Raw genomic sequence first — 21,628 nt, 5'->3', positions numbered from 1 at the left:
TAACTTGGCGGGTACGCAGGCGGGCAGCGCTACCAACGGCTTTGGCGGGGGTATGCAGCTGCGCCGCAATACCTCGCTGCGCATCTACAACAGTGTGGTGGCTGGTTTTGTAAGCCTGATTAACCTGGCCGATGCCGAAACGAACAATAACTACAAGGTACTTAGCCAAGATAGCCTGCTGACCGTGGAGAATACGGCCCTGATAGGCAGCACGGCCAATGTATTCCTACGCAATGGTACCAATGATGCGACAGTATATGTAGCAGGCGAGATCGTTACCGCTCGCGGTAGCAAGAAGGAGGTGGCCTCAGTGAACAAGATTGTGGCTTACCCCAACCCCGCCCGCGATGTGGTAAACTTCGCCCTGGAGCTGAAGAATGCAGCCCAGGTGGAGCTGGTACTACGCAACCTGAACGGCCAAGTGGTAGCTACACAGACTGCCCAGCTACAGAGTGGCGAACAAACCCTGCAGCAGAACATCAGCAACCTGCGCAAGGGCCTGTACATTGCTACTGTTCTGGTAGACGGACAGGTAGCCGAGAGCTTCCGCATTAGTGTAATGCAGTAGGCACCCTGTAACACAGGCAACTACAAGCCTGTACAGAACGTGATATCAAACGCCCGCTCAACAGAGCGGGCGTTTTTTTGTGTGGGAGAAGCAAATTTTTTGCCCGCGTAGGCAAACCTGCCTACGTAGCTTGTCGTACACAGGCATTGTGAGCAAGCCCGCTATTGTGGTTTTTACCAAAAACGTGCAGCCCGGCCATGTGAAGACGCGGCTAAGCACGGTACTGGATCCGGCACAGACCTGCAGGCTGTATGCCGCCCTGCTGGACCATACCCGCACGCTGCTGGAGCAGACGCCCTGCATCCGCTTTGTGTACTACGACCAGTACATAGATGAACGCGATAACTGGGACAACAGCCAGTTTGTGAAAAGCCAGCAGCAGGGGCACGACCTGCGTGCGCGTATGGCCGCCGCCGCCAGCCAGATTTTTGGCCGAGGTATTGCACCCCTGCTCATACTGGCTGCCGACTGCCCCGAGCTGAGCCAGGCGCACATAGCTACAGCCATAGAGGCGATGCAGCAGGGAAAGTTTGTGCTGGGTCCTACCCATTCCGGCGGGTTCTATCTGCTGGGCTTGCCTGGGCCTGCACCCTGGCTATTCGAGGGGGAGTGGACAGAGGGGCAGCGCGGCCAGCTGCTGCTGGACCGGCTGAAAGCCCAGCAGGTGGACTATGTGTGCCTGCAGATGCTGCATGACCTGACCCGACCTGCCGACCTACAGCTGCTGGCACAGCATCCGCTGGTTACACCATACCTACCCGATCGGGGCATGGAGGGATCTCGCACCGTGGCGTAGCAGGTGGCAGCGGCACAGCAGGGGAGAGCCTTTTGCATACCTACAGGCTGCTGCGGGTGGGCTAGCCCCCTGGCACGCGATCTGGGCCGGGCACTACGGGGTAGCTACGGGGTCTGCGCGTGGCTACCCCCGTCGGCTGAGTCTCCAGTTCGCTTGTTCATGCTGATTTCGTGGTAGGGAGTTACGTGCTTCGTGCGGTCGAACAGGTAACGGTAGGTGTGGTAGCGCTTGCCAAAGCTGGCACCCGTGGCCTCCATTACCGTCAGCATATTGGGGTTAAAGTCGCCCACCCAGCTCAGCTCTATCTCCTCTATCCCCATGGCGCGTACTTCGTCCATCGTGGTTAGGGTCAGGCCGGTTTCCAGCCCCATTTTCTGGAACTTTGGCCGTACGCCTATGATCACTACCCGGGCGCGGGTCAGCACCTTGTGCTGCCGGTACCAGGCAAACTGGCCTTGCTTGCGTAGCATAAACCGCAGCCCCTTCAGCAGGCTTATCTTTCCCTTCCAGGGTTTGAAAATCTGGTTCAGGTCGGGCAGGGCAATCACCATGGCCGCGGCCTCGCCCTGCACGTAGGCAAAGATGGCCAGCTCCTCCACCAGCACCATCTTCAGCTGCTGCACCATTTGGTCTACCTGCTGGCGGGTCATGGGTGTAAAGCCTTCGTGGTAGGCCCAGGCATCGTTGTAAATCGTCAGGAAGTCGGCCGCATACTTGCCCACATTCTTTCGCTTCAGGGTTTCGAAGGTGATGTGGTTTCGCTCTTTCACCCGCTCAAATACCTTGTAGAAGCGCTCGCCCAACCGGCCCCGTATGTCCATGTGCCGGGCCGTTTGGCCAAAGTACAGCTCGAAACCATAGCGCTCAAACAGCCGCTGGTAGTAGGGTGGGTTGTAGGGCATCTGGTAGCTGGGGTGGGTGTAGCCTTCTACCAGCAGGCCCCAGAAGCGGTCGTTCTCGCCAAAGTTAATGGGCCCGTCCATGGCCTCCATGCCCTGCTCCCTCAGCCAGGCACGGGCTGTGTCAAACAGAACCGTGGCCGCCTCCTCATTGTCTATGCACTCAAAGAACCCGCAACCTCCGGTAGGCTGCTCGTAGGTGTGGGCCTTCCGGTCGTTCACAAAGGCGGCTATACGGCCTACCACCTGCTGATGGGCATCCCGCAGGATCCAGCGCTCCAGCCGCCCATGGCTGTAGAAGCTGTTCTTCTTCGGGTCGAATACGGCCCGGACATCCATATCCAGGGGCCGCACGTAGGTGCTATCCCCGGCATAGATGCGGCCTACTACATCCAGAAACTGGCGGGCTTCGTCCTTGCTACGCACGGCGTGTGCATGATACGGGCCGCTTGCGGTTTTCTTGCTCTGCATGTACAAAGATAGGATGGGCAGGCATTCCGCCCCGAGGCTATTAAAGCGCCTTGCGAGATAAAGAGAGCGGGTGCATACTCGTAGTAGAAGAACCCACAGAGCCGTCTCTTTCTCTCCTCCCAGCCTATTCAGGCGAAGCTACCCCGGCCCTAGGGCTCCCGTACCTGTGTCTTGCGCTGCCGCCTAAGTGCGCCAGGCACGGTTTCTCATCAGTTTATCGAAAGGGTCGCTTATATACGAACCAACCTCGCCACAATTGGGTTCCTGCTTTGCAAGGCCCAATTTAAGACAGCAACGGGTGCACCTGTACACCCTTCTTTGGGCAAGCTCCGGTTGTTCAACGCTTTTTGTGCGATTCCCTCTTCTTTTTTCTAATACCTAAAATTCATTAAAATTATGTACGTAGTATTTGGTGCAACCGGCAACACCGGAAAACCCCTGACCGAAGCCCTGCTCAAGGCAGGCAAAAAAGTACGCATCGTGGCCCGCGATGTACAAAAGGCACAAAGCCTGGTAGCCGCTGGTGCCGAGTTTATGCCCGGAGACATCTACGACGCAGGCTTTGTAGGCAAAGTAATTCAAGGCGCAGAGGGTGTGTTCTTTATGATTCCCCCCTTCTACTCCGCCCCCGATTTTTCCGCACATCAGCACAAGGCGACCGATGCCTTTGTAGCGGCACTGAAGCAAAACCCCGTACCCTATGTAGTAGCGCTCAGCAGCGTAGGTGCACACCAGCCTAGCGGTATGGGCGTGGTACAGGGCCTGCACTACATGGAGCAGCAACTGGCCACGGTAACTGGCGTAAACCTGCTGGTACTACGTGCGGCCTATTTTATGGAAAACCTGTACGGTTGGGCGGGCATGATACCCGGCGGCACGGTATACTACACCGTGGTGGCCGACGTGGCTATGCCGATGGTGGCTACCGTTGACATTGCAGCCAAGGCAGCCGCCCATCTGCTGGCGAAAGACTTCAGCGGGAACAGCCTGGAGTATGTGCTGGGCCCCAGAGACCTAACATTTGCCGAAGTGGCCCAGATAGTAGGAGATGCCACCGGCTTTGCGCTGAACTATGTGCATGTGCCTGTGGAGGCCGCTATTCCAGCTATGCAGCAGGTAGGCATGAGCGACAGCATGATACATAGCATGAACGAGTTTGTTTCTGCACTAAATGCCGGCAGGGTGCTGGATGTAGTGACGCGCAATGCCGCCAATACTACCCCCACCGACCTGAAGGACTTTGCCCCGGCGCTGCGCTATGCGCTACCTGTGTAGGGCTGGTTTTGCCTTCTTTATCTAAAAGGGGAAAGCCTGGGTCAGTTGGCCTGGGCTTTCCCCTTTTCTGCTTTTTGCAGTGGCGGCACCTTGATCGGAGCCCGGTGCTGGGGCTCCCCTTTCTCTTAGCTGGTTTTGTATGCTGTATATGTGCATGCATTTCTTGAGACAGGAGGGTGGTTTGCATGCGTCACACAACGTAAGCTGATCTTTTGGGCCGCGTGCCCAGGGGGAATCGAGCGGCCTGGGTGCGTACTGGGCTTTACAGCCTCCCTGCACGAGGTTTCTCCTGAAGCCGCGCTTCGCGCTATGCGCCCAGGGACCATACTTCCCACCCTAAGGCCTCGGTTAGGGCTACGAGCTTTTTGGGTGGATGTCAGTCGCCAGGATACCGTGTTTGCATAATCTTTTCTTAATTTTATTTAATCGTATTATTGCGATAATACATTTTTTTCTATCTTTGCATCATGGGTATTAGCAAAAGCACCGCCTTTTCCCCCGGGCAGAATGAGCTGGCCCAGGTGGCGAAGGCCCTGGCGCATCCGGCACGTATTGCCATCCTGCAGGCTGTGGCTGCACAGCCCGGCTGTGTGTGCGGCCAGCTGGTAACCCAGCTGCCACTCAGCCAGGCCACCATCAGCCAGCACCTGCGCGAGCTGAAGGAAGCGGGCCTGCTACAGGGCGAGGTAACGGGCACCCGCATGTGCTACTGCCTGGCACCGGATGCCGCCCTGCCGCTGGTCAGCTTTTTGACACAGCTGGCTGCGCAGGCCTGCAGGCCGGCCGCCTGCTGCCCCGCGGAGCCCGATTCTTCCTATTAGCAATTACTTTACCTATCCCCCCCATTGTCATGGTCATGCATGTAAGCCTGTATGTGAGCCGACTGGAAGCCAGCCTCGACTTTTACACCCGTTTCTTTGGCACTCCACCCGCCAAGGTGGCACCGGCCTATGCCAAGTGGGAGCTGCCTCAGTTGGTGATCTCCTTTATCGAGAACCCCGAGCGGATACAGCCCGCCTTTGGGCACTTGGGTTTTCGGGTAGACAGCCCCGAGGCACTGGAGCGGCAGCTGGCGGCGGCCCAGGCGGCAGGCCTGCCCATCCGGCAGGAGCAGGGCACCCGCTGCTGCTATGCCCTGCAGGACAAGTTTTGGGTGGAAGACCCCGATGGAGTACAGTGGGAAGTATACTACTTCCATGCCGACAGCCAGTTTAACGACCCTCGATATGAAGCCGAGGCAGCATCGGCCTGCTGTATGCCCCCCGCTGCGAAGCCGAAGCGAAACCTGAGCCAGCTATCTGCCCGCTAGTATTCCCCTTACCCTCTTTTATGCTTGCCAAGCTGATCTTTACCATGAGTTTTGTGCTTTCCCTTGCCTCGGCCCAGTTCTATGCGCCCTTATCAGCCTACATAGCTGCGCGGGTAGCCGAGTACGACCAGATAGCCCCGCCCCGCCGGGCAGCGCTGGATAGCCTGGCCAACATGCTGACGGCCCTAGACACCCGGCCCCTGCGGCTGGTTTTTATCTGCACACACAACAGCAGGCGCAGCCAGCTGGCCCAGATATGGGCCCAGCTAGCAGCCTGGCACTACCTGGGCCCCAATGCCCCGGTAGAAACCTACAGCGGCGGCACAGAGGCCACTGCCTTCAATGAGCGGGCGGTAGCGGCCCTGGAACGAACAGGACTGCATGTTTTCTATATATCCGCAATCCCTTTTCGAGATAATCCCAATCCTGCCTACTACTGGTCTGCCAGCCCTAAGCTGCCGGGGCATCCTGCCCATAGCAAGGTCTATTCCGATACAATCTGGAACCCCCAGCAAGACTTTGTAGCCGTAATGGTGTGCAGCGATGCCGATGAGGCCTGCCCCTATGTGCCGGGGGCCAGCCTGCGCGTTGCCCTGCCCTATGCCGACCCCAAGGCCAGTGACGGAACACCCCAGGAGGCCGCTACCTATGATGAACGCTGTGCCCAGATCGCACGCGAGATGCTATTCCTCTTCTCCCTGCTGCCCGCCCCTGCGCCGGCCGAGGCAACTGATTCACCCCCATCTACCCGTTAGCGCACAGGGCTATATGTGGACGGTCGTGCTCCTGCTCATCAGCAATGTCTTTATGACCATAGCCTGGTACGGGCACCTGAAGCATAAGGACAAGGCACTGTGGGTGGTCATTCTGGTCAGCTGGGGGATCGCCTTTGTGGAGTATCTCTTCCAGGTGCCAGCCAACCGGATGGGCCACGGCCGCTTTACGGCCGCGCAGCTGAAGACGATACAGGAGGTGCTGTCTTTGTCTGTGTTTTGCGTCTTTTCGGTGGTGTATCTGAAGGAGGACCTGCGGTGGAACTATCTGGTGGGCTTTGCCTTGATTCTGTTAGGTGCTTTTTTTGTCTTCAAAAAATGGTAAGTCTTGAGAAAACCGCGCCCCGTCGCCTTGGGTTTGTAGACCGCTACCTTAGCCTGTGGATTCTGCTGGCTATGGTGCTAGGTGTACTGCTGGGCCAGCTGGTGCCGGGCCTCCCTCGGCTGCTGGGCAGCCTGGGTAGCGGCAGTACGAATATACCGATGGCTATTGGCCTCATCCTGATGATGTATCCGCCGCTGGCCAAGGTGCGCTACGAGGCGCTTCCGGGTCTGCTTCGTAGGCCCCGCCTGCTGGCCTATACCCTGCTGCTAAACTGGCTGCTGGCCCCCCTGCTGATGTTTGCCCTGGCTGCCCTGCTGCTGCCCGACCGGCCTGCCTACCTGCAGGGCCTGCTGCTGGTGGGCATAGCCCCCTGCATAGCTATGGTGCTGGTGTGGATAGACCTGGCCGATGGCGACCGCGAGTTTGCGGCGGGGCTGGTGGCCATAAACAGCCTCCTGCAGGTATTACTCTTCAGTGCCTATGCCTGGGTGCTGCTGTCGGTACTACCCCCGCTGCTGGGGCTACAGGGCGTGGCCATTCACATTCACATGCGCCAGGTGGCTTCTACGGTCCTCTTGTATCTGGGCACGCCGCTGGTTGCTGGCTTTTTCACCCGGCTGGTGCTGCGTCGCCTCCGGGGCGATAATTGGTATACCACTCGTTTTCTGCCTACCCTGGCTCCGCTCACCCCTATTGCCCTGCTGGCTACGGTAGTGCTTATGTTCAGCCTGCAGGGCGAGGTACTGCTACAGCTTCCGCTGGATGTGCTACGTATAGTTCTGCCGCTGGTGCTGTACTTTGTAGCCATGTTTTTCCTGGCTTTCTGGCTGGGGCGCCGGGCTGGGGGCGGGTATAGCCAGACGGCGGCCATGGCCTTTACGGCCAGCGGCAATAACTTTGAGCTGGCTATAGCCGTGTCCATCGGGCTGTTTGGGCTACATAGCGGGCAGGCACTAGCCGCCGTGGTAGGGCCCCTGGTAGAGGTGCCGGTGCTGCTGGGGCTGGTGTACGCCGCCCGCTATTTTGCCCGGCGGTACACCTGGGATATGCCCTAGGGTGCCCCTATTCTTCTAGTGCCAGCTTAAGATTTGTTCCAACCTATGTGTTGCCCTCAAAGTTCGTGCGGGCAGGCTGGGCTGTGTGAACTGAGCCCGAGCCTATCAGGTCGAGACTGTGGAGCAGGTCCTTCGCGTTATGGGTTGAGGGTGAGATACATAAGCTAAAAGGAGGTAGACCCTTCGCTTTCGTCGAGCTACTTGGTTTGCTATCGGCACTTAGGGGTTACACCCTTCATCAGTGCCCTGAGCAGGGTCATACGAGCTAGACAGCCACAGCTTGCGATCCCTTATCGCTTGCGCTGCTTGGATGTCCGCTTACTCTTCATTCCCCATCGAGCTGACTCGCTGAAAATAATTCGATATACTATACTTGTATATAATATGCTGGTATATTAAATTTGCTGCTCCAAATTCTAGTCCGATGATTGAGAAAAGCTATTCCATCACAACCCAAGCGTGTACCTCCCGCCAGATGTGGGAGGTATTGATTGATCTGCCCAATTGGCCCCGATTTCATCCTGACCTAGCGTATGTGAAGCCAGAGGGACCCATAGCACAAGGGACATATTTTGTGCTTAAACCCAAGAAGGGGCCTAAAGTAAGGATACAGATTGTGGTGCTCGAAAAGCACCGCCAGTTCACAGACTGCACGCGTTTTCCGGGTGCGCGTATGTACGGAGACCATGTGCTGGCGCAGCAGGGCAACGAGCTGACTGCTACTACCACCATGCGCATGGCCGGTCCATTAGGCTGGTTGTGGTGGAAACTGGTGGGCAGGCAGGTGGCGGCAAGCCTGGGTGATGAAATGCACAGACAGATAGAACTTGCTTCAAAAATTGCTGTATAATGCGGGATGGATGGTGCCTTTCCCACTCAATATGAGGGTCCTGAGAGCAGCCCGGGGTACCTGCTGTGGTGGCACTTTGCACGCTGGCATCATCGTATCCACCGTACGCTCGCGCCACTAGGGCTTACGCATTTGCAGTTTGTGCTGCTAGCCACCTTATGTTGGGCACATCGACAGGGCCAGAAGCCCACACAGGTAGCCTTGGCGCGGATGGCTGGTACGGATGCCATGTCGACTAGCAAGGCGCTGCGCCTGCTAGAAAAAAAGCAACTGATCCAGCGCCTGAGCAATCCACAGGATGCGCGTGCACATATGCTTAGCCCTACGGATACCGGCTATAGCCTGCTGTACCAGGCCATGCCCCTGGTGGAGCAGGCTGATGAGGCGTATTTTTCCCCCTTGGATGCTGCACAGCGGCAGGCATTTCTGCGTAGCCTGACAGCGCTACAAGCGGCCGCATCGGACGACTTATCCTGATTTCCTACCTGGCCCGCTGCCCGCCTGAGGCGGACTCGAAAGTTGCTTGATGGAACGCCGTTTGTGGGGGCTCGCCCGTATGCGGCTGGCAGAAAACCAGGAGAGGGGGGTAGCAAGCATACTGCGTTGCAGTTGCCACGCCTGTATCCCCAGACTTAAGCGCGAAATGCCTGCCTAGCGCCTAGAAGTAGGCAGTCTATTTTTACTGCTTCGCAAGTAGCGCTACCGCCGCTGCCACGCGCTCGGGGGTTATGGCCCGCATGCAGGCAAAGTGGCCACGTGGGCAGCTGGCATGGCCCAGGCGGCTGCAGGGCCGGCAGCCCATTTGTTCCTCCAGCACCATGTGGGGGGCCCGCCAGGGGGTCATGCCAAACTCGGGCACCGTATTGCCCCATAGGCTCAGGATGGGCACCTGCAGGGCAGCGGCTATGTGCATCATGCCCGTGTCGGGCGTTATCAGGTGGGTGCACTGGGGCAGCAGGGCCGCACTCTGCAGCAGGCTAGTGTGGCCCACGGCATTCCATACCCGCTGTTCGGGCAGGCCGGCACACACCGTGGCCGCCAGCTCCAGCTCTGCCGGGCCACCCAGCAGGATGGCGGGCTGTGGGCTGTGGGCCAGGTAGGCATGGTAGTACTCGGGCAGCCAGCGCTTGGTGGTGTAGGTAGCACTCAGGCACAGGCCATAGGGCCGCTGCCCGGGCCAGCGGGCCTGCACCTGCTGTGCGGCCCAGCTGTCCAGCTCGGCGGGGTAGAAGAAATCCAGCCCTCCCGCGTCCAGCTGTACGCCCAGCGGCTCCAGTGCCTGGGCATAGCGCTCCACAATGTGGGGCACGCTCAGGCGCTGCTTCAGCCAGGTCATGCGGCGTTTTCGGTCATTGGCCTTAGGGTAGGTGCTGGTGGGCAGTGCCAGGCCCGTGCGCAGGTACCAGCTGCGCAGGTTGCGGTGCAGGTCCAGCACGTGGTCATAGCCCACGGCCTCCAGTTCTGCCAGGCTTTCTGCCAGGCTGCCTCGGAACAAATGCAGCCGGTTGATATACGGATTGTACCGCAGCACATCCCGAAATCGATCTTTGGTGAGGTAGCCAATCTCCGCCCCCGGGTAGGCGTGGCGCAGGGCACGCAGGATGGGCGTGGTAAGCACGATGTCGCCTATCGAGCTGAGCCGAATCAGCAGGATCTTCTTGAGTGCGGGCAGTTCATCCTGGGCCATGTGGTACATAGGCCGGAGCCTTAGGGGTGCATATAGTGGTGGAGGTATTGTAGCGTGGCATCATCCAGCTGCCACAGCCGGGTGGTATCCTGCAGCACGGTATGGGGTTGGATGTGGTTCAGGCAGAGGCCACTCAGGGGCTGGTCTTTGTAGAAGCGCAAGCGGTTTTTCAGCTTGCTCAGCTTGTTTGGGCCTATCAGGTTGGCCTGTGCCAGGTAGACGGGTTTCTGGTATTTTTCCGCCAGGCTGCGTATTTGTGCATTTCGTTCCTGGGCCAGCACCTTCTGGTTATCGGTTTCGGTGTTTACGTAGTTAATGCCAATTTCGTCGCAGGCGGCCCATGCGGGAAAACGGTTGGCCTCCAGACTATTGGCTGCGTAGGTTACCCGTGCCGCTACGGTAGCTCGCACCTGTGTAATCAGCTGTATCCACTCGGGCTGGTAGCTATAGCTACTAATGTTGTCGAAGTGATTGGCCACCACCACACGTTCCAGCTTCAGGTCTTTCTGCTCGCGCAGAAAGGCCACCAGCTCGGCCGTGTATTGGGCAAACCATTGGCCCCGGCGGCTGTGCAGCCATTGGCCCCACAGGTTCTGCGGTGCGTCGGTATGGCCAGTGAAGCTGAGCGTAATCAGTAGCTGCCTCTCCCGCAGCAGGGGCTTTATCCTGGCCCACTCCTGTAGGCTGGGTGGGCTGATGATGGGCAGCCCGCTGCTATCGGGCTCTATTAGCAGCTCTACCTGCAGGCGGCGGGTACCCAGGCGCTGTAGCTGGGCTATGCTCTGCTGTAGCTGGCGGGGCTGTGCGGTGCCCCCCAGCCGGATGCCCAGGCTGATGGGCACTGCCTGCTGCTCCAGTGGCCCGCAACTGAGCAGGCTACCGGCGCATACCAGCACACATAAAACACGAAGGCCTACTCTTCCGGGCATGGCAGGGGGCTAGCTTGTTCGCCGGGCCAGTACAGTCTGGCCGCCCTGGGTACGCTGGCCCAGCTGCACCTGCACCTGCCAGTCCAGGGGGATGAGCACGTCCAGCCGGCTGCCAAACTTGATGAACCCAAACTCCTCGGCCTGCTGCAGGGTGTTGCCAGCCTGGGCATAGCACTTGATGCGGCGGGCCAGAAAGCCGGCTATCTGCTTCACCCCCACGCGGCTACCCCGGCTGTTTATCACCAGCCAGGTCTGTTCGTTCAGCAGGCTACTTTTGGGGTTAAAGGCCATCAGGTACTTTCCCTTTCGGTACGCATAGGTTTCTACGGTGCCTGCCACGGGGCTGTAGTTCACGTGCACATCCAGGGGGCTCATAAATATGCTGATCTGCCTTGCCGGCCCCAGCTCGGGGTCTTCTACGGCCTCTATCACCACTACCTTGCCATGGCTGGGTGCCAGCACGGCATCGGCCTGCTGCTGCAGGGGCCGCTGGGGGTAGCGGAAGAAGTTGAGTATAAGGGCCAGTGCGGCCAGGCTGAGCGCGGCTACCAGCCAGGCTAGTGCGGGGGGGGCATATAGCACACTGGCCGCTGTAGCCAGGCTGCCCAGGGTTACCACCAGCAGGATGCTGGCATTTCCTTCACGATGTAGTCGCATAAGGGCAAATATAAGCAAGGAAAGGACGGGCCGTGCACGCTGCCCGCCTCCACGCTGTGTTTACAGGCCGCCCCACAGCCAGTCGGCACGCTTTTTGGCTCGCGCCGCTTCAAACACCTCTTTGGGGTAGGGGCAGTGCCTACAGCCCGAGCCGCAGCAGTAGCCCCGCCTGGCCAGGTATTCGGCAGTCAGCACCATTAGGCCCTGTTCGTTCAGGTAGTAGTCTTCTCCCTCCTTCAGTTTTTTGCTTTCGCGCATGGGGCGTAGCGGTATAAAAGTGGCCGAAAGGGTAGGGGGCAGCGTGTGGTGCCAGAGCGGGCCCTAGGCTGCCTGGCTTATGCGCCGGCTGCGCAGCAGGTAGGCGTAGGCACCAAAGAAAAGTGCGGAGTAGGCCAAGTCTCCCAGCAGGGTGGCCCGGTAGAACGGAATGGCCTGTATGTAGCAGCCCAGCAGGCTTGCCCGCGGATACTCGCTGCCCGCAAAGGGGAACGACTGAGCCAGGTAGTAGCCAAAGTTCGAAAACAGGAAGAAAACCAGGCTGCCCGCCAGGGCACCTGTCAGCACCCGCTGCGCATTCAGCCGCCTGCCCACCCACTGGCCAATGAAGGGGATGAGGGCAAAGCTGCCAAAGTCGAACAGACGCTGTAGTACAAAGCCGAGGCTATTGTGGAAGAACTGCCCGTGTGGGCTGGTGCCCAGGGGGTCTAGTGCAAAGATCAGTACGTCCGACACCAGGAGCGCCAGTATGGGCATGGCAACGGCCCATCCCCGCTGCTGCCCACGCCCCTGCATGAGCACGGCACCGGATAGCAGGCCCAGCGCCGCCACGGGGGCCAGGTTGTATTCGTGCGGGATCAGGCGGCTGAAGGCTCCTGCGAGAACCAGAATCAGGACAAATGCAAAGCGGTTCATGCGTCTTTCGATTGATGAAGTACAAAAATAGGATGCTCAGGCTGAAAAGCCAAGGCGCTGCTCAATGCCCTGGATGAAGCAGTGGATGACCTTGATGTGCACCTCCTGCACGCGGTCTGCGTAGCCCTGGTGGGGCACGCGTATTTCGATGTTGCACAGGGGTGCCAGTTGGCCGCCGTCCTTGCCCGTCAGCCCGATAACGGCTATCCCCTTGGCCCGTGCGGCCTGTGCTGCCCGCACCACATTGGCACTGTTCCCACTAGTGCTGATGGCCAGTAGTACATCTCCCGCCTGGCCAAGAGCCTCTACATAGCGGCTAAACACCTGCTCGTAGCCATAGTCGTTGCCCACGCAGCTCAGGTGGCTGGGGTCGCTTATGGCGAGGGCTGCCAGCCCGGGCCTGTCTTGGCGAAAGCGGCCGCTCAGCTCTTCGGCAAAGTGCATGGCATCGCACATGCTGCCTCCATTACCGCAGCTCATAAGCTTGCCGCCTGCCTGCAGGCACTGGCTCATACGCTCGGTGGCAGCCTCCACCTGCGCCAGCTGGCCTGCCTGCACAAAGGCATGCAGCACCCGGGCTGCTTCTTCAAAAGTTTCGGCTGCGGTCATGCGTTGTGTTTTAGGTATTCCGTCAGTTTCTGGATCATGAGCTGCACAGCTGCATCTATTTGCTCCAGGGCTTTCTGGCTTTCCTGCTGGTATTTCAGGTAGCCTGCTTGTTTCCGCTCTTCACTGGCCAGGCTCAGCGTTACGGCATTTTCTTTTTTCCAGCTCTCGTAGCTCAGCAGGTACTGGTCTTTCAGCGTTTTGCTATTTAGGGCATCGATCTCGGTAAATTTATCCAGGCGTAGCTCACACTTGCCAGCATAGGCATTGAGCTGTAGGGTGAATTCGACGCGGTTTTTTGACAGGCGCTCCAGCAGGTCTTTTTGGCCTTCCAGCTTCAGCACATAGCGGCCCACAAAGAGGTCATTCTCCATGTCGTCTATCAACCCGCTGTTTTCAGCCAGCCGGGCATTTACGTACAGCCAGGCTTTGGTGGCGTTCAGCAGCTGGTTGGGTGCTTTGCCGGGCAAGATCAGCTCTTGGCGATACGCGCCGCTGGTTAGCTCCTCAAATGACTTTTGGGTATCGGTTTGCGCGTGGGCTACGGCTGCCAGTGCTACACAGAGCAGCAGGGTGGATATTGAGCCTAGGGGTAGGAAGCGGGTCATGGGTGTGCAAGTTAGGGATTCACAATCTGTTTGGTAAAAGGGGCCCGGCCATAAGCCTGTACCTCCACTATATAGGTGCCACTGGCCAGGGGCTGTGGGGCCAGGGGGTGCAGGCCTGCCGGCAGCTGCTGCCGGTGTAGCACCTGTCCCAGCTGGGTGTATAGGGTTAGCAGGCCCCCCGGGGGCGCCAGGTGCAGCTGGTAGCCCTGTGGGCCCTGGGTAAGGCGGGCGTGGCCTGCCGCCGCCTGCTGCCTGGGGGTGGGGGTGTCTGCCTGGTGCACGGCAGCTATGCCATCCAGTTCGGCGCTCAGCCGGTCTGCGGGCTGGTACTCGGTGGCATCCTGCACCCGCACGTAGCGCACCTCATCCAGGCCCACCAGTGCCAGGTCAAAGCCGTCTCCGCCACTTTCGCCGGGCTTGCTGTAGTCTACCCCAAAGGCTGCCGTGGGCGTACGGCCCGCCAGGCCTTCGCCCGTCTGCGCATTGTAGGGGAAGTCTACCCAGGTGGTGCCGTCTGTGCTTACACTTACGCGCATCCACTCGTCATACACCTGGCTATTGCCTGGGCCAAAGAAAAAGGCGTTCTCAAATACGATAAAATCCACCCCCGGCCCATTCTGTATTGGGGGATCGAACGCCAGGCTGATGTGCCCACCCTTGCCCAGGCTTACCACCTGGCTGGGGCTAATGGCGGGTACACTAGGGCCCACAGGTGCGGTAATGGGGCCCAGCACGTTCTGCGGAAAGTAGGCGGCATCCTGCCCCACCGTCTGGCTGCTGCCAAACTGGTAATCCAGCACACTGCCAGGCCACTGTGCCCTGCAGCCCAGTGCCAGGGCCACATAGGCTAGTATAAAGCCGGATAAACGTAGCATGCTGCAAAGATAGGGGGCTACAGGCTACCCTCGGGTTGCGGCTGCTCTTCTTCCCAGGCCTTTTTCACGGCCTTGCCTACCCGGTAGGCTATAGACTTGTCTAGCGCCGAGGGGATGATGTTTTCTCTGGAGAGGTCTTCCACCATATCGGCCAGGGCGTGGGCTGCGCGCACCTGCATGTGCTGGGTAATGCGGGGTGCCCGTGCGTCCAGGGTACCGCGAAAGATGCCAGGGAAGGCCAGTACGTTGTTGATCTGGTTGGGGTAGTCGCTGCGCCCTGTGCCTACAATGAATGCGCCAGCCTGGCGGGCTGCTTCCGGGTCGATCTCCGGGTCCGGATTTGCCAGGGCGAAGATGATGGGGTCTTTGGCCATTGTCTTCACCCACTCGGTCTTCAGCGCCCCGCCCACGCTTACGCCGATAAACACATCGGCATCGCGCACGGCATCTTGCAGGGTGCCCTCCAGCTGGCCCCGGTTGGTAAAGCAGGCCAGGCGTGCCTTCTCGGGGTTGGAGAGGATGTCGTTGCGGCTTTGAGACAGGATGCCTTTGGTGTCGCACACCACTACCTCTCGCACACTCACACACACGTTGGGGTCGTGGCCTATGCACAGCAGCAGCTCGGCAATGGCGGTGCCAGCAGCGCCCGCACCGTTGATTACCACCTTCAGCTCTTGCAGCTCCTTGCCAGCCAGTTTTACCGCATTTATCAGCCCGGCTAGCAGCACAATGGCCGTGCCGTGCTGGTCGTCGTGAAAGACGGGTATGCCAATGCTCTCCAGCGCCCGCTCGATCTCAAAACAGCGCGGGGCCGAAATATCCTCCAGGTTAACCCCCGCAAAGGAGGGTGCCAGCGCCTTTACAATGCTGATGATCTCATAGGTGTTCTGCGTATCCAGGCACAGCGGAAAGGCATCAATGTCGGCATACTCTTTGAAGAGCAGGGCCTTGCCCTCCATCACGGGCAGGGCAGCTTTTGCACCTATATTGCCCAGCCCCAGCACGGCAGAGCCGTCTGTAATGATGGCTACGGTATTGCGCTTCATGGTGTAGTCATACACCTTGCTAGGGTCTTCGGCTATGGCTTTGCATACGGCTGCTACGCCCGGGCTGTACACCAGGCTTAGGTCGTGGCGGTTTTTCACCTTGAACTTGGGGTGAATCTCCAGCTTGCCGCCCAGCTGGGCGTGCAGGTTCAGGCTTTCCTGGTTTAGGTCCATGCGTTTGGGCTTCTTCGGGGGTGGCTATATTTTAGTTCCTTACTACTTGCAAAGAGGCATTTTGGTTTCAAATGTAACATGGCTCTATGGTCGGGCTGTTCGCAGATTTTAAATTAAGGACAAATTGGCACATTTTTTGATATTTATCTTCCACGCCCCATACCGTGGCATTCCCGCATTTCTTGTATTCGTTTATTGCGTCATCGGCCATGCATTTGTCTTTCTCTTTGGTTAGGAAAAAAAACCTCCTGTTCACCCTGCTCCTGCTGCTTCCGTTTGCGCTGGTGGCACAGCGTGCCCAGTTTGGCGCGGGTTTTGCCATAGCCTACCCGCTGGGCGAGATGAATGAGAACTATGATGCCCAGTGGGGGTATGGGCTAAATCTATACCTGATGGGCAAGTTGCACGAGGATGTGCCGCTCTACCTGGGTGCAGACTTTACCTATGCCCTCTACGATAAGTTTAGCGAGTCGCTGCCCCCCACTTTTCCGGGCGAGGAACTGGAGCAGGTAATCAACAGCAACATTATCCTGGGCCATGCGGTGCTGCGTGTATCGCCTATGGAGGAAATAAGCCCGGTTCGGCTCTATGTAGACGGGCTGATAGGGGGCAAATACTTCTACACCCGCTGGAAGCTGAATAGCACGATAGGTGGAGACACCCAGGTGCTGGATGCCAGTACAGACGAGGCAAACTTTGCCGCCAGCTATGGCCTGGGTGTGGGCTTGCAGATTGCGTTTACGGATCATTTTGCGCTGGACCTACGTACGCTCTACCTGTTTGGCACCGAAACAGACTATGTCCAGGCTGTTCGGCGAGACCCCGCCTCTGGCGCACTGACGTATGAGATGGCCCGCACCGAAACCACTATGCTGCTTCCACAGCTGGGTTTTACACTGCTGTTTTAGGTTTTAGAGCAGGGCACTTTTTTACCCGCACCTATATATCTCCTGCCTGCGGGCGCACCACCAGCTCCTCCACCACTGCGGTGGGGGGCAGGCTAGCAGCCAGGTATACCAGCTCGGCCACACTCTCAGGCTGTATAAAGCGTGTTTCGGGCAGCTCTGCCCCCGCCCAGCTATCCGTCAGGGTAGCCCCGGGCAGTATGCTGCATACCCGTACGCCATCGGGCTTCAGTTCTTCGCGCATGGCGCGGCTTAGGCCCAGCAGGGCATGCTTGCTGATGGCATAGCTGCCGCCAGCAGCATAGGCCTTTATACTGGCTACACTGCACAGGTTGATGATGGTGCCCTGCCCGAGGCCGCGCATCTGGGCCGCCAGTATCTTGCTCAGGTAGTACACGCTGTCCACATTCACCCGCATCAGCTGCTCGTACACCTGGTCCGCCTCGCTCAGCATCCCGCCGGGTACAAAGCTGCCCGCGTTATTTACCAGCACCTCTACCTTGTGCTGCTGCACCACCCAGTGGCCAAAGGCCTGCACGGCGGCCTTATCGGCCAGGTCTACCGCCTGCACTTCTGCCAGGGGGAAGTCTTCCTGAAACGCCCGGATGCTGTCGGCCGTGCGGGCACAGCCCACCAGATGATAGCCCGCCTGCTGAAAACGCTGGGCGATGGCCCGGCCAATGCCCCGGCTGATACCTGTAATGACGACTGTTTTCCTTTCTGTTTTCATGTAGGCTCAGGCTTTTTGCTGTTCGGGTACCAGGGGCTCATAGTCGGCCACGCGCGTCCGCCATTCTTCGGGGATGTGCAGGGAGCGGTCTTTTGCAAAGTCGTAGACTACCAGGGTGGTAAGGCCACGTCCTGTTATCTCGGCCTTTCGGTTCCTATCCAGGCGGATGGCCAGGTAGTCCAGGTCCAGGCTTTTGCTACCCATGCGGCTCACACGTGTCCATATCTCCAGGGTGTCGGTCAGGAATACCGGTTTTACATAGTCGTAGCGCTGGTGCGCCACGATGATGTTCAGCGTCTCCATGCGCCCATCCCAGCCCAGCACATCCCGCGCATAGCAGATGCGCGCCTGCTCCAGATAGGTCAGGTAGGTTACGTTATTCACGTGCTGCATCATGTCTATATCCGCATAGCGGATGTGTACAGGCATCTTGTGCCGATATGCGTGGAGTTCATCGGGGGCTGACATCGCAGTGCAAGTTAGAAAAAGTAAATTTGGCCCATGAATCCTACCTACCGGGCCTATGTAGATGGCAGCTGGATAGCGGGCCGTATCGGCTATGGCGCGGTTATCCTGGATGCCCAGGACCAAGTGCTGGCACAGTTCAGCGGGCCCGTACCCGAGGACTATGCCGCCGGAACCCGCCAGGTAGCGGGCGAGCTGGTGGCCACCGGCCAGGTGGTGCGCTGGTGCGAGCAGCAGGGCATAGCCGAGCTGCATTTGTACTTTGACTACCTGGGCATACAGCAGTGGGCCACGGGTGGCTGGAAGGCTAAGCTCGACCTTACGCGCCGCTACCGTGCTTTTATGCAACAGACCCCCGTGCGCCTGTACTTCCACAAGGTGAAGGCCCATAGCGGCGACTACTGGAACGAGTACGCAGACCAGCTGGCCAAGCAGGGCGCCAGCCAAGCCCGGCCGGCCTAGCGCCACCTAAATATATGAACGACCCTGGGGGAGAGGGTGAGGGTTTTTAAGATATTCTAATAGGTATAAATGCCTAATCTTAATTAGGTATTTTTTGCGGTTCATGGACTTTTTCCTGGCATCCAGTTCTCTGTTTGGTTCGTTCGGCCCAAAATACCGCTACAGTACGTATGCGAATAGCAGAAATGCCCGTCCGTTGTTAGGAGATTAACAAAGCCCGCCTTCGTCTAAACTATCTGGCTTTTCGTCCAGGCAGACAAGGCATTCTATTAATGGCTAATTTTGCAGGCAATAGTTTTGGATTAACACATTTTGATGTATCTAATGTATGAAAAATATCGACCTTAGGAAGTGGTTATTTGGCTTTATGCTCCTGCTGGGTATCCTGTTTTCCATCTTGCTGCCGCAGCAGGCGGAGGCACGCAGATGGCAAAGCAAGCGGAACGGGAATTGGGATGAATACGATCCGAATCCGCTGAATCCTTTTACACGTATGGCCTGGGAGTACTCGGATGACGGGGGGCAGAACTGGACACGGCCCTATGCAAATGAATCTTATGGGCCCAAGCAAATGCCAGGTAGCAACACGGATACGGCTTATATTAAGCATGAGATCACCATCAATGCCACCTCCTTTGTGGTGGGTGTTATTTATGTAGAGAGTGGTGGTGCTCTACGTTTTGTAGACGGCCAGCGGCGACGAATTATCATCTGGAATTTGCTTGAGATCCAGGAGGGTGGCCGCTTTTATGCAACTAAGCGAAATGCAGTTCCGGCTACAATCGAGCACGAGATTGTTTTGTTTGGCAGCCTCTACACCTTTGGGGGAGAGACGAACCCTGGCGAGCTGACGTTCTTTAACCCTGCAGACCCGAACGACAATCGCGCCAAGCTGTTTATTCGCTCTAGTGCAGAGAGGCCGAATTACCAGCAGAAGTTATTTTGCCTTTCTTCCAAGACAAATTTTGGCGAGGTGGTGATAGAGAAGCAGAATGGAACCCCTTCTGGCCGCCATATTCTGGCAGCAGGCCAGGTTTCAGCCACGCGATTTAATTTCATTGATGGTATACTGAAGAGTGAGAGTGATGTGGGCTTTGAGGTGGAGTTTGTAACGAGGAACACGGCTGAACTGGTGTCGTTTGACCCGGCCCAGTTAGGCACAATAGATGAAGCCATTTTGGTTGGTTTTTCCGGTGTAACGTCCTTTAATGTTCGCGGTCTGGTAGAGAATAATGTAGCGGCTCCTCCTAAGCCTGGCAACGTTATTGTGCCTTTTCGTCGTCAGCGTCCCCCCCGCAATGGTTCTACACCCAACAACCTACTGGTAGGCATTATCCTTACAATCAAGGAGGCTACTTGCATCGCTACCCGGGGTGCGCGTATAGAGCCGATAGAGTACTACTGCCCAGAGAGTGGAAGCTTGGGTGATTTGATGTTTAAGATTAAGGAGGACCGTCGGGATGCACTTTGTAGCGCAGAGCCGTTTAATCCGATTATTAACATTTCTCTTCCTTTTGATCCGGATGATTTTACGCGCGGCGATAGTTTGGTAGATAGGATTTCAGACAAATTATTCGTGTATGCGTTCACGCTTCTGCACGACGACAGACCGCTGAATGATACAACAAATCGGATTACCTCTTTTCAGGCCCAGCCGGGTACCCTTACGCCCGACAGGAGAAATGTGGGAACTTCTATTGTAGCTTTTGATGTAACCGGGACAGAGACCTATTATGCCATTATTGCGGATAGTGAATACAGATACACCGGCTTTCCTTTACCGGGCACACATGTGTACCCAAATAAGTTCCACCTGTACTGCGAATTGGATGAACGGCTAGCGCGTATGTCGAAGGAAGGCGTACCGGGCGTAAAGGACTTTAGAGCAATAGATCCCACGCCGGATCAAGCGGGGAAGAGATATGCCTACACATTTCCGGAATGGAATGAAAAGAATTCGACTTCTTGGGGTGGAAGGCCCTGCGAGGGAGTCAACAGAGAAGGAGTAGCTGGGATTTTTTCTCGATTTGTTTGGTTCGGAAGAATTGATGGATCGATTGATGATGGCATGCTAATTACTTCGCCACCTGTAATAACAGGGGAGATAAGAGCAAACTATACGGCCAAGGATTTTATAGATTATTCTAAGACAGTTTTTTCAAATGAATATGAAATTGGACGATCTGGATGGGTTTCTTTTGCACCTCATAATGCTATAAATAGTGCTGTAGGAAAAGATTTTACGTACTACTTTTGTTTTACTGATTTTAATCCATCTGACGTTTTTATTTCTGGTCTAACTTCTCAAGAAGATTTAAGTTATCCAGAGAACTTAAATGATTACCCCGTTGATTTGGGTCGGATAGAACCTTATTCAGAGTTCACCGGATTTGATCCTGGTGGTTATGTTTTCAAGTATGATACTCCCTATCCTTCTCTCCTACAGCGTGAGGGTATTTCTACTTCTATGCTTATCCAGAATAATTTTCTGATTGCACCTGACCAAAGTACAAATACTACTATTTCTCCAAACGCAGCTGGATTTAGGGCAAATTATCCTGAATCTGGATTTATGGATTCTTTTTTATTTCTAAAGCCTTTGCAGCAGTATTATCATCGGTTTGATGTAGAAGTGGAGTTGAATTATTTCAATTCGAAGCTAGATAGAGATTTTTATAAGCATTATTTTTCTAACGGAAGAATCTATAGATCGCGAGATAATGTAGCGCCCACATATTCTCAATATAGCCCTAGTAATATTGGAAGAACTGAGATAAATTATGTGGCTGGTGCAGATGGAAATTTGTACATATCTCCTGTTTCTTATGTAAATCCTCGATTGACTAACCATAGTCAATTCCTGGGTGCCGCAGCGGTCATGTCTGCTGGAAGTATATTATTGACGAATGGCGTTATAAGATCTATTGATAATAGTAGTGGGCATTATAAGCCAACGCCGGCACATATGGAACATTTTGTGAATTTTCTGACGCGGGGGGGAATAGACCTTGTAGTGTCAAACTCGTTTGGGCCTATTGTTACCTACATTCCTCGTCCACTTAATCTGTACTACTAGCCTTCATGTCTTTCATTCTGGGTTGATGTTTTTGGATTTTGAGAGCTGAATTTTCGAACTGTTTCAGCTGGCCTCAGTCCATTGTTTCGATATCCTCTGTGGGGTCGTTCATAGTTGTAGTGTTCTAGCCACTGGTCCAGGTGCTGCTGCATGGTTTCGAGGTGGGTGTAGAGGT

Annotated in this window: 26 protein-coding genes; 13 read left to right on the top strand and 13 right to left on the bottom strand. The window is 56.7% G+C overall.

From position 1 onward, the window contains the following. Both LW884_09970 and LW884_09965 read left to right on the top strand, forming a co-directional pair. On the top strand, positions 1-568 hold a 568-nt coding region (locus LW884_09970; GenBank protein ID MCE3008655.1), incomplete at its 5' end, for a T9SS type A sorting domain-containing protein. Between the two features lie 130 nt (positions 569-698). Next, positions 699-1,364: a TIGR04282 family arsenosugar biosynthesis glycosyltransferase gene (locus LW884_09965; protein ID MCE3008654.1), complete on the top strand. Its 666-nt coding sequence runs from the start codon at positions 699-701 to the stop codon at positions 1,362-1,364. Positions 1,365-1,468: 104 nt separating this feature from the next. Here LW884_09965 and LW884_09960 read toward each other — a convergent pair whose 3' ends face one another. Next, on the bottom strand, positions 1,469-2,734 hold the full coding sequence (locus tag LW884_09960) for a GNAT family N-acetyltransferase (GenBank protein ID MCE3008653.1): 1,266 nt from the start codon (positions 2,732-2,734) through the stop codon (positions 1,469-1,471). A 396-nt stretch (positions 2,735-3,130) separates the two neighbouring features. Here LW884_09960 and LW884_09955 point away from each other — a divergent pair, with 396 nt between their 5' ends. The 8 genes from LW884_09955 to LW884_09920 all read left to right on the top strand — a co-directional run bounded on the left by LW884_09955 (position 3,131) and on the right by LW884_09920 (position 8,798). After that, positions 3,131-4,009, top strand: coding sequence for an NmrA family NAD(P)-binding protein (locus LW884_09955; GenBank protein MCE3008652.1), 879 nt, complete (start codon positions 3,131-3,133; stop codon positions 4,007-4,009). A 467-nt stretch (positions 4,010-4,476) separates the two neighbouring features. Continuing rightward, positions 4,477-4,830 carry a metalloregulator ArsR/SmtB family transcription factor gene (locus tag LW884_09950; GenBank protein ID MCE3008651.1) on the top strand — a complete coding sequence of 118 codons (354 nt, stop codon included), beginning with the start codon at positions 4,477-4,479 and terminating at the stop codon, positions 4,828-4,830. A 29-nt stretch (positions 4,831-4,859) separates the two neighbouring features. After that, on the top strand, positions 4,860-5,318 hold the full coding sequence (locus LW884_09945; protein MCE3008650.1) for a VOC family protein: 459 nt from the start codon (positions 4,860-4,862) through the stop codon (positions 5,316-5,318). A 20-nt stretch (positions 5,319-5,338) separates the two neighbouring features. After that, a complete protein-coding gene (locus LW884_09940) occupies positions 5,339-6,073 on the top strand; it encodes a protein-tyrosine-phosphatase (GenBank protein MCE3008649.1) in 735 nt (244 codons plus the stop codon). Positions 6,074-6,086: 13 nt separating this feature from the next. Continuing rightward, positions 6,087-6,416, top strand: a complete 330-nt coding sequence (locus tag LW884_09935) for a DMT family protein (GenBank protein ID MCE3008648.1) — start codon at positions 6,087-6,089, stop codon at positions 6,414-6,416. Next, the gene (gene arsB / locus LW884_09930; protein MCE3008647.1) at positions 6,410-7,471 is read left to right on the top strand and encodes an ACR3 family arsenite efflux transporter; all 1,062 of its coding nucleotides are present in this window, start codon (positions 6,410-6,412) and stop codon (positions 7,469-7,471) included. The genes LW884_09935 and arsB overlap by 7 nt, the downstream gene beginning before the upstream one ends. A gap of 424 nt (positions 7,472-7,895) precedes the next feature. After that, a complete protein-coding gene (locus LW884_09925; protein MCE3008646.1) occupies positions 7,896-8,321 on the top strand; it encodes a polyketide cyclase in 426 nt (141 codons plus the stop codon). Positions 8,322-8,327: 6 nt separating this feature from the next. Further along, a complete protein-coding gene (locus LW884_09920) occupies positions 8,328-8,798 on the top strand; it encodes a MarR family transcriptional regulator (GenBank protein MCE3008645.1) in 471 nt (156 codons plus the stop codon). Between the two features lie 202 nt (positions 8,799-9,000). Here the strand turns inward: LW884_09920 and LW884_09915 are convergent, their stop codons facing one another. The 9 genes from LW884_09915 to LW884_09875 all read right to left on the bottom strand — a co-directional run bounded on the left by LW884_09915 (position 9,001) and on the right by LW884_09875 (position 15,815). Next, entirely contained in the window at positions 9,001-10,017 is a 1,017-nt protein-coding gene (locus LW884_09915) for a glycosyltransferase family 9 protein (GenBank protein ID MCE3008644.1), read from the bottom strand. 11 nt (positions 10,018-10,028) lie between these two features. After that, a complete protein-coding gene (locus LW884_09910; GenBank protein ID MCE3008643.1) occupies positions 10,029-10,937 on the bottom strand; it encodes a hypothetical protein in 909 nt (302 codons plus the stop codon). A 9-nt stretch (positions 10,938-10,946) separates the two neighbouring features. Beyond that, positions 10,947-11,594, bottom strand: coding sequence for a phosphatidylserine decarboxylase family protein (locus tag LW884_09905; protein ID MCE3008642.1), 648 nt, complete (start codon positions 11,592-11,594; stop codon positions 10,947-10,949). A gap of 60 nt (positions 11,595-11,654) precedes the next feature. After that, entirely contained in the window at positions 11,655-11,852 is a 198-nt protein-coding gene (locus tag LW884_09900) for a DUF5522 domain-containing protein (GenBank protein ID MCE3008641.1), read from the bottom strand. A gap of 63 nt (positions 11,853-11,915) precedes the next feature. Continuing rightward, the gene (locus tag LW884_09895; GenBank protein ID MCE3008640.1) at positions 11,916-12,506 is read right to left on the bottom strand and encodes a hypothetical protein; all 591 of its coding nucleotides are present in this window, start codon (positions 12,504-12,506) and stop codon (positions 11,916-11,918) included. Positions 12,507-12,542: 36 nt separating this feature from the next. Next, positions 12,543-13,115, bottom strand: coding sequence for a D-sedoheptulose 7-phosphate isomerase (gene lpcA, locus LW884_09890; protein MCE3008639.1), 573 nt, complete (start codon positions 13,113-13,115; stop codon positions 12,543-12,545). After that, positions 13,112-13,720 (bottom strand): hypothetical protein, encoded by a 609-nt coding sequence (locus tag LW884_09885; protein ID MCE3008638.1) that lies wholly within the window; start codon positions 13,718-13,720, stop codon positions 13,112-13,114. Before LW884_09885 ends, lpcA begins: the two co-directional genes overlap by 4 nt. Before the next feature lie 11 nt (positions 13,721-13,731). Further along, on the bottom strand, positions 13,732-14,595 hold the full coding sequence (locus tag LW884_09880) for a hypothetical protein (GenBank protein MCE3008637.1): 864 nt from the start codon (positions 14,593-14,595) through the stop codon (positions 13,732-13,734). 17 nt (positions 14,596-14,612) lie between these two features. Next, positions 14,613-15,815 carry an NADP-dependent malic enzyme gene (locus tag LW884_09875; GenBank protein ID MCE3008636.1) on the bottom strand — a complete coding sequence of 401 codons (1,203 nt, stop codon included), beginning with the start codon at positions 15,813-15,815 and terminating at the stop codon, positions 14,613-14,615. Between the two features lie 227 nt (positions 15,816-16,042). Between LW884_09875 and LW884_09870 the strand changes: the two genes are divergently transcribed. Next, positions 16,043-16,723, top strand: coding sequence for an outer membrane beta-barrel protein (locus LW884_09870; protein ID MCE3008635.1), 681 nt, complete (start codon positions 16,043-16,045; stop codon positions 16,721-16,723). A gap of 31 nt (positions 16,724-16,754) precedes the next feature. Here the strand turns inward: LW884_09870 and LW884_09865 are convergent, their stop codons facing one another. Next, positions 16,755-17,450 carry an SDR family NAD(P)-dependent oxidoreductase gene (locus tag LW884_09865; protein ID MCE3008634.1) on the bottom strand — a complete coding sequence of 232 codons (696 nt, stop codon included), beginning with the start codon at positions 17,448-17,450 and terminating at the stop codon, positions 16,755-16,757. A gap of 6 nt (positions 17,451-17,456) precedes the next feature. Further along, entirely contained in the window at positions 17,457-17,918 is a 462-nt protein-coding gene (locus tag LW884_09860; protein ID MCE3008633.1) for an acyl-CoA thioesterase, read from the bottom strand. 33 nt (positions 17,919-17,951) lie between these two features. On the opposite strand from LW884_09860, the gene LW884_09855 reads away from it, so the two are divergent. Together LW884_09855 and LW884_09850 are read left to right on the top strand one after the other, a co-directional pair. Beyond that, on the top strand, positions 17,952-18,377 hold the full coding sequence (locus LW884_09855) for a hypothetical protein (protein ID MCE3008632.1): 426 nt from the start codon (positions 17,952-17,954) through the stop codon (positions 18,375-18,377). Positions 18,378-18,705: 328 nt separating this feature from the next. After that, positions 18,706-21,453 (top strand): hypothetical protein, encoded by a 2,748-nt coding sequence (locus tag LW884_09850; protein MCE3008631.1) that lies wholly within the window; start codon positions 18,706-18,708, stop codon positions 21,451-21,453. Here the strand turns inward: LW884_09850 and LW884_09845 are convergent. Next, positions 21,450-21,628: integrase core domain-containing protein (locus tag LW884_09845; GenBank protein ID MCE3008630.1), on the bottom strand; the 179-nt coding region annotated here is incomplete at its 5' end. The two genes, LW884_09850 and LW884_09845, sit on opposite strands and share 4 nt — an antisense overlap.

The sequence above is a fragment of the Bacteroidota bacterium genome, assembly GCA_021300195.1.
Taxonomy (GTDB): domain Bacteria; phylum Bacteroidota; class Bacteroidia; order J057; family JAJTIE01; genus JAJTIE01.
The sequence above is the reverse complement of the archived record's forward strand: the minus strand, read 5'-3'. Positions and strand labels throughout refer to the sequence as shown.

What these genes read in the sequence shown, in the direction of transcription:
- LW884_09960 (MCE3008653.1), bottom strand. Translation starts at nt 2,734, where the DNA reads ATGCAGAGCAAGAAAACCGCAAGCGGCCCGTATCATGCACACGCCGTG.
- LW884_09955 (MCE3008652.1), top strand. Translation starts at nt 3,131, where the DNA reads ATGTACGTAGTATTTGGTGCAACCGGCAACACCGGAAAACCCCTGACC.
- LW884_09950 (MCE3008651.1), top strand. Translation starts at nt 4,477, where the DNA reads ATGGGTATTAGCAAAAGCACCGCCTTTTCCCCCGGGCAGAATGAGCTG.
- LW884_09945 (MCE3008650.1), top strand. Translation starts at nt 4,860, where the DNA reads ATGGTCATGCATGTAAGCCTGTATGTGAGCCGACTGGAAGCCAGCCTC.
- LW884_09940 (MCE3008649.1), top strand. Translation starts at nt 5,339, where the DNA reads ATGCTTGCCAAGCTGATCTTTACCATGAGTTTTGTGCTTTCCCTTGCC.
- LW884_09935 (MCE3008648.1), top strand. Translation starts at nt 6,087, where the DNA reads ATGTGGACGGTCGTGCTCCTGCTCATCAGCAATGTCTTTATGACCATA.
- arsB (MCE3008647.1), top strand. Translation starts at nt 6,410, where the DNA reads ATGGTAAGTCTTGAGAAAACCGCGCCCCGTCGCCTTGGGTTTGTAGAC.
- LW884_09925 (MCE3008646.1), top strand. Translation starts at nt 7,896, where the DNA reads ATGATTGAGAAAAGCTATTCCATCACAACCCAAGCGTGTACCTCCCGC.
- LW884_09920 (MCE3008645.1), top strand. Translation starts at nt 8,328, where the DNA reads ATGGATGGTGCCTTTCCCACTCAATATGAGGGTCCTGAGAGCAGCCCG.
- LW884_09915 (MCE3008644.1), bottom strand. Translation starts at nt 10,017, where the DNA reads ATGTACCACATGGCCCAGGATGAACTGCCCGCACTCAAGAAGATCCTG.
- LW884_09910 (MCE3008643.1), bottom strand. Translation starts at nt 10,937, where the DNA reads ATGCCCGGAAGAGTAGGCCTTCGTGTTTTATGTGTGCTGGTATGCGCC.
- LW884_09905 (MCE3008642.1), bottom strand. Translation starts at nt 11,594, where the DNA reads ATGCGACTACATCGTGAAGGAAATGCCAGCATCCTGCTGGTGGTAACC.
- LW884_09900 (MCE3008641.1), bottom strand. Translation starts at nt 11,852, where the DNA reads ATGCGCGAAAGCAAAAAACTGAAGGAGGGAGAAGACTACTACCTGAAC.
- LW884_09895 (MCE3008640.1), bottom strand. Translation starts at nt 12,506, where the DNA reads ATGAACCGCTTTGCATTTGTCCTGATTCTGGTTCTCGCAGGAGCCTTC.
- lpcA (MCE3008639.1), bottom strand. Translation starts at nt 13,115, where the DNA reads ATGACCGCAGCCGAAACTTTTGAAGAAGCAGCCCGGGTGCTGCATGCC.
- LW884_09885 (MCE3008638.1), bottom strand. Translation starts at nt 13,720, where the DNA reads ATGACCCGCTTCCTACCCCTAGGCTCAATATCCACCCTGCTGCTCTGT.
- LW884_09880 (MCE3008637.1), bottom strand. Translation starts at nt 14,595, where the DNA reads ATGCTACGTTTATCCGGCTTTATACTAGCCTATGTGGCCCTGGCACTG.
- LW884_09875 (MCE3008636.1), bottom strand. Translation starts at nt 15,815, where the DNA reads ATGGACCTAAACCAGGAAAGCCTGAACCTGCACGCCCAGCTGGGCGGC.
- LW884_09865 (MCE3008634.1), bottom strand. Translation starts at nt 17,450, where the DNA reads ATGAAAACAGAAAGGAAAACAGTCGTCATTACAGGTATCAGCCGGGGC.
- LW884_09860 (MCE3008633.1), bottom strand. Translation starts at nt 17,918, where the DNA reads ATGTCAGCCCCCGATGAACTCCACGCATATCGGCACAAGATGCCTGTA.
- LW884_09855 (MCE3008632.1), top strand. Translation starts at nt 17,952, where the DNA reads ATGAATCCTACCTACCGGGCCTATGTAGATGGCAGCTGGATAGCGGGC.
- LW884_09850 (MCE3008631.1), top strand. Translation starts at nt 18,706, where the DNA reads ATGAAAAATATCGACCTTAGGAAGTGGTTATTTGGCTTTATGCTCCTG.